The sequence below is a fragment of the Bradyrhizobium sp. JYMT SZCCT0428 genome (assembly GCF_018131075.1).
In the GTDB taxonomy this organism is placed as follows: Bacteria; Pseudomonadota; Alphaproteobacteria; order Rhizobiales; family Xanthobacteraceae; genus Bradyrhizobium.
The window spans coordinates 1-5,760 of the sequence record NZ_JAFCLS010000125.1; the positions used below are offsets into that span (position 1 = coordinate 1).

Sequence of the window (5,760 nt, forward strand, 5' to 3'; positions counted from 1 at the left end):
CGTTCTCGGTCGCCAATCCGATTGTTGCCGGTGCACTCAACCGGATCAGTCAGGACGTGGACATGGTAACCTTGCGCGTCAACTACCGCTTCGGCGGCTACGGGGCACCGGTCGCTGCGCGGTACTGATCTCGCCCCATTGCATAATCTCCAGTACAGTAGGCCGGCAGAAATGCCGGCCTATTTTGTTGGAGGGATCCATGCCCAAAAAATCGGTCGGGTTCGCAACTCGCCCACAGCCGGCTTCGCGACGCGCGGCTGCCGATCTCATAAATGAAGCGTTCAAGAAATCGGATGTTCCCGAAATCTGTCATGCCATTGGCGCGGCCACCCACCTTTACAATATTTCGCACCTTGCGGAGAAATCTGGGATTGCGAGGACAAGCATTCATCGTGCGTTTGCACGCGATCCACAAAAGCCGAACTTCACGACAATTCTTAGAGTACTCGATGCGATGGGCTTCCAGTTGCATGTCAAGATGCGCCGGATTGCGAGTAGGGCGCTTGAAATCGGTTGAGAACGCCACGGGCCTGTGACGGTGATGATCCCGCAGCTGCCGGCGTATGGCCATCCATCATCGCGAAGACGATCAAGATCGGTCTTGCCGGTCAACAGGTAGTACGTTACGGACATCCCGGCGAAGAAATTTCGGCGTAAGGCATGCTAATTTCTGAAACTGCCCCGTCGTGTCGCGAGATGAAAAACCGATCAGATGCCCAACGCTCAAACCAAATACACGCCCGTGGCACAGCCGTGGTCGGCCAAACGACGCGAATGATGTGGTGGACGACGCCCGCTCCCGGCATCGGATGTGCCAAAGGGGTGATCGTTGAACAACGCCCTGAGGGGGTCGTCCACATGTATGTTAGCACCATCGGCGTTGATCTCGCCAAGAACGTATTCCAAGTTCACGGCGTGGATATTGCGGGCAAGGTCGTTATCACCCGGCAGTTGCGGCGCAAGCAGCTCTTGGACTTCTTTAGTAAGCTTCCCGCTTGCCTGGTTGGCATGCGGTTCTGGTTGCCTGCGGTCCGACGCCTATCGCTATGCGTGTCGCCCTTTCCGGCTGCGTCATCAACCACAGCATTAGTGCTGGCGACGCTGTGTTCCAGTCAGGCGGCTGATCCACTGCCGAAACGTCTCGGCGAACCACTATCAGAAAGCGCCGCATTTGGTGCCGACGCTGCCGCACCAACGCCGGATTTCCAATCCCTCCGTGGGTCCGCAGGATACCATTGACCCTGATCTCGCGGGCATTCGATCAAGTCTTGCCGCACTCGGCATCGTCGGGCCGGAAGGCGCAGATCTCTTGTACTTCGCTTTTGTAAACTGCACGACACTCGGCTACGGCGACGTGACGCCGGTCAAACATTGGTCCATGCTTGGGCCATGACCCATGAACGGCGTCCTGTTGTTCGGCTGGTCGACGGCGGTGATCTTTGAGGTATTGCGCATGAGCTTGCTGGCGAGCGGCGATGCGGGAGCGCGCGAGAAGCGAGGATGGCCCCAAGTAGCCGCCACACACAACATTCGCACACTTGATCTATATCAAGCCGGCCGAAGGGACCGTGGTCAGTCTTGCAGCGGCACTGGCTGCCCCGTGAGAGGGCTGCATCGAAGCTGGTGCCTCAGACTCAGGGAGAACACCATGAAACTCTCGATCACCTTGTCGGCATTGCTGATTGCCGGCCTCATGGCTGCAACGACAAAACCGGCCAGCGCCGTCATATACTGCCAATACGTCGACTATCCAGCAGGCTGCACCGTAAGGGCCGGCGTCGTGCTGCGCCCGCGGCCGGTCGCGCGTGCGGTGGCGACGCCTGGCGTCGGCCGTGTCGGGACACCCACCAACCGCGGCGGCCCGGTGGATCGCGTTGGCCGGCGCTGATCGGACCTTTCCTGCCGCAACAGCACCTCGTTACGTCGCGGATTGCTCGACGCCGAGGTGAAGGCGGCTCTTGCCAACACACGACCGTACCCGAATCGGCCTCGAAGCGGGCGCGGCGCCGCGGCGGAGTAGCTTATGCCCCTGGCGCGATATTTCCTTTATGTCGGCGGAGTATTGCTCACTCTGGTGTTCATTCTGGACGCATGCCTGACCAGACTGCCAGTCATGCAGAGTTCACACGTCGACGCGCCCGTTATCCGCATTCATTCCGACCGAAAATGGCCCGAGCGCATCGTCTTCGACACCAGCCTTCCGACGATCGTTCCCGCACAGGCTGCGATAGCGGAACACGGCATCGCCAGTCCTGCGCCGGTCACCGACGTTTCTTTAAAGGAGCGGGAACGCGAGGCATTTGCGTTGATGCAGCCATCCGATGCGAAGCGCATACAACCGTCCGACCCTGGAAAGCGAGAACTGAGGCAGCAACGGCCACGCAAAATCGTGAAGCGGCACGCGCCGCCCCGCTCGCTCCTCGTCGCGAGGCAGCCGCAATTCGGCTGGTTTGGCAACACCACCATCTGGTGACGGCAGCCGCAATCCTGTCGTGGGCTCGTACCTTATCCAGAGCGGTTTCTCGACGAAGGAGGTGCTCATGCGCTGGATCTACCTCGGCGTCATTATTCTGTTCGCCGCAGCGACGATCATTTTCGCGCTGCAGAATTTCGAGATCATCACAATGTCGGTGTTTGGCTTCGATGCTCGCGTACCGCTCGCGGTTTTGGTCGCTGTCGTCTACCTTCTGGGCGCAGCGACGGGCGGCAGCCTCTTCGCGCTGCTGCGCCGATCCTACCAAGGTTCAAGACGCAGGGTGGTGGGCGCGCCATAACGACGCTGTCGGTTCAGTACCGACCATCCCTGGTCGGGTGCGACACGCTCGGGACCGGTCGCAACCGTTCCCTGCGGAGCGGCGGGCTTCTTGCTCGTCGTGAGTGGGTACATACTGGAAGCAGGTTACTTTTCGATCCGAAATCGGACCGTCTTGCTCTTCTTGTCTGCAGATTCTTCGACGATCTCAAAATTCCCTACTGACGCGCGCCTTAGACGTGCCGCACGTGGACGCGCGATCGACGATGAAACGTACCGATACGTTCCGGAAAACGATCCGCCACTCGCTTTGATTTCCCGCAACGGCACGTGTCGAAATGACATTGGGTATGGCCGCGCGGCGCCAACGCACTTGAACTCGATTCCGCTGCACTGAATCGATTTGTTGCAAGTCGCCTTTACCTCGTTGATTGGCGTATCGCTGTACCCTGGTGGCAACTGGTACTCCAGGACGCTGTCCAGCGTATCGGTACAGCTTTCAATTGGCTTGAATCGGAAATTGACGGCTACAGTCGTTCCTAGAGGCCCTGGAGCGGATACGTACAAATCGTGCTGGGTGATTGGCAGCACGTAACGCCCTGCCAAGAAGACCGGTTGGGCTATTGAGGACGTGGAAGACACGACAATTGTCAAGGTTGCCCAAACGATCACATGCATTCTAAGCCCCACGGAGAAATCACGTGTACGGTATGCCCACCGGCTCGGTGGAGCAACGGCTGCTTGCGCTCGTTGATCTAGATCAATAAGGCGAACAGGGATTGCATGCGCAATGGGCACTGGCGAGATCGGAGCCGCGCGATGGGGCAGCGAAGGATGATTCTGGATCCTGTTGGCGACTTGCGTCAGTTGCGCAACGAACGGAGTGACTGGCTGCTGACGGTGCTGACTGGAGTGCTCATACTGCTGATATTCGTCTTCGCGCCACTGCAGGCAGTTGGTATTACCACCTTTCATCTGTTTGCTGTCGGCCTGTCACTCGCGATCATCGGAAGCATGGTGATCATTTCCAACAATCCCACAGCGCTCGTTTTGATGTCGGTTGCGCTTGTCGCCAATATCGCCGTATTTTTCCTGCGGCTCTATTACCCCGTTCCCTTCCACCTTCACATACTGGCTGGCGCATGGTTGATCATCGCCTGCACTCTAGGGATCGTGGTCACTCAGGCCGTATTCAGGGGTGGCCGTGTAACATATCACAGAATTATCGGAGCGATCCTTCTGTACCTGCTGATCGCAGTAGCCTTTGCAACGCTCTTTGCTTTCGTCGGCCTGTCGGATCCGGGGGCGATCAAGGGAATAACATTTGACGATGATCAATCACTCGCGAGCGCGGTCTTCTATATGAGCTTTGTTACGCTGACCTCAACAGGTTACGGCGACATCATTCCAGTGCATCCGTTGGCGCGTAGTCTATGCAACATCGAGAGCGTCGTTGGTCAACTTTACCCGGCAACACTCTTGGCAAGGCTTGTTACTCTCGAGATGAGAGATCCCGGCCAGTAAGCAGAGCCACAGAGGCCGACCACGCCTTGGCCGGCTACATGCTTTGGTTCTGTTTTGGATGGTCGGATAGCGTTTGGAGCGATTGGCCGAGCCGGTGATTGCGTCTATCGATCTAGGTCAACGGCACGAAGACTTGGCGGGCATGGCTAGCTAAAGCCATGGAGGTCGCTATGAAAGAAACCGGAACCAAGAACACGCTTTTGGCCGCTGGCGTGTTCGTGTGCGGAACAATGGGATCGATAGAGCTACCGAAAGGTCATGGTCTTTCGCACCGCTTCATGAATGAAGGCGTTACGATCTCGATGCCCACTGCCGCTGCTCGTCAAGCAGAGCCGATCCGCCGCTCTTCCTGCGCGCTAATCAGGTACTATGTCGCAAAGTACAGGCGTGCCTGCTGCCGAGGCGTGGGCTCGCAGCAGGAGCGCGACCGAGGCAGAAATTCAGACTGCTCGGCGGTGTATTAACCCTCAACAGACCGTCCGTCTTGGCCAGGCAGCCGCATAGCAAACAATGAGGAAAGTCAGGAGCCTCATTGGTCATTTCGTCAGCTTCGGGCCAAATGCACGAGGTGCGGACGCTACAAACATGGCCAATCAATCGTTCAAAGTAGCAGTAGTGTGGCGACGCACAGGATCAGAATTGCCTGCCAGCCGGCCTTGACGGTTCGATTTGTCTTGCGAGAAGATCCGATACCAATTCTTGCCGGCGGGTGGTTGTCGTTGGCGGGAGGCCTGCCCGCTTGAAGCAGTGCATCAGGGGTCCGAGGCGACCGACACATAGGCATGACGATGTCCTCCGGCGAGCATTCCGCTTTTGGAGTCTTGCCGTCAGCCAACCCCACGCCGATCCAGGCTGCGGTGATACAAATCAAATGGTAAGCAGCACTGATCAACTTTGTCGGGGTGGTTATTACCAGGCAGGAATGAGCCGCCAACCAGTTGTACAGCGGCAACCTCCCGCTTTTTCACTTGGGGAGGCAAACCGTCCTAAGCGTCTCGTCGGAGCTTCGGGCCTTCGCGTACTCTATTAATGCCTGCCGCGCCGCGTCGCACCGTTCTGGGCTGTTAAATTCCTGTGTCGCAATAACGGCGCCGTTCGCAACGCCAAGCCAACTAACGATGATTAGAACCTGGGGCATAATATCCTCCTCACCGGGACATGGGCTGCCGACGACCGACAGCAGATGGGTTATCCGGGTAGGACGCAGGGTTGATGCGTGCGGCGCGTTGATCTGGGTCAACCGCCGTTGACGGCCTTTTGTGGGCCTCGCCAGGCAGCGGCAGCACCTATTCGAAATTAACAAAAAACGCCCCGGCACGGTGCCGGGGCCAAGGCTTGCTGAAGACAAGCCCTTGATCAGTACCGCGCAGCGACCGGTGCCCCGTAACCGCCGAAACGGTAGTTGATGCGCAAGGTTACCATGTCCACGTCCTGACTGATCCGGTTGAGTGCACCGGCAACAATCGGATTGGCGACCGAGAACG

General features: G+C 58.0%; 5 protein-coding genes and 2 pseudogenes. All 7 read left to right on the forward strand.

Annotated features, from left to right (window positions below):
• Positions 1–199: 199 nt before the first annotated feature.
• Positions 200–517 (forward strand): DNA-binding protein, encoded by a 318-nt coding sequence (locus JQ575_RS43550; RefSeq protein WP_212039290.1) that lies wholly within the window; start codon positions 200–202, stop codon positions 515–517.
• A 341-nt stretch (positions 518–858) separates the two neighbouring features.
• Positions 859–1,011, forward strand: a pseudogene (locus tag JQ575_RS45495) (IS110 family transposase); the annotation flags it as partial.
• 274 nt (positions 1,012–1,285) lie between these two features.
• Positions 1,286–1,462: pseudogene (locus JQ575_RS45500) on the forward strand (ion channel); the annotation flags it as partial.
• Positions 1,463–1,648: 186 nt separating this feature from the next.
• Positions 1,649–1,888, forward strand: coding sequence for a hypothetical protein (locus JQ575_RS43565; RefSeq protein ID WP_212039292.1), 240 nt, complete (start codon positions 1,649–1,651; stop codon positions 1,886–1,888).
• Positions 1,889–2,023: 135 nt separating this feature from the next.
• Complete coding sequence (locus JQ575_RS43570; protein WP_212039293.1) at positions 2,024–2,473, forward strand: hypothetical protein; 450 nt, start codon at positions 2,024–2,026, stop codon at positions 2,471–2,473.
• A 67-nt stretch (positions 2,474–2,540) separates the two neighbouring features.
• Positions 2,541–2,774, forward strand: a complete 234-nt coding sequence (locus JQ575_RS43575) for a hypothetical protein (protein ID WP_192739573.1) — start codon at positions 2,541–2,543, stop codon at positions 2,772–2,774.
• An 812-nt stretch (positions 2,775–3,586) separates the two neighbouring features.
• Positions 3,587–4,276, forward strand: coding sequence for an ion channel (locus JQ575_RS43580; RefSeq protein WP_249167312.1), 690 nt, complete (start codon positions 3,587–3,589; stop codon positions 4,274–4,276).
• Positions 4,277–5,760: the final 1,484 nt, after the last annotated feature.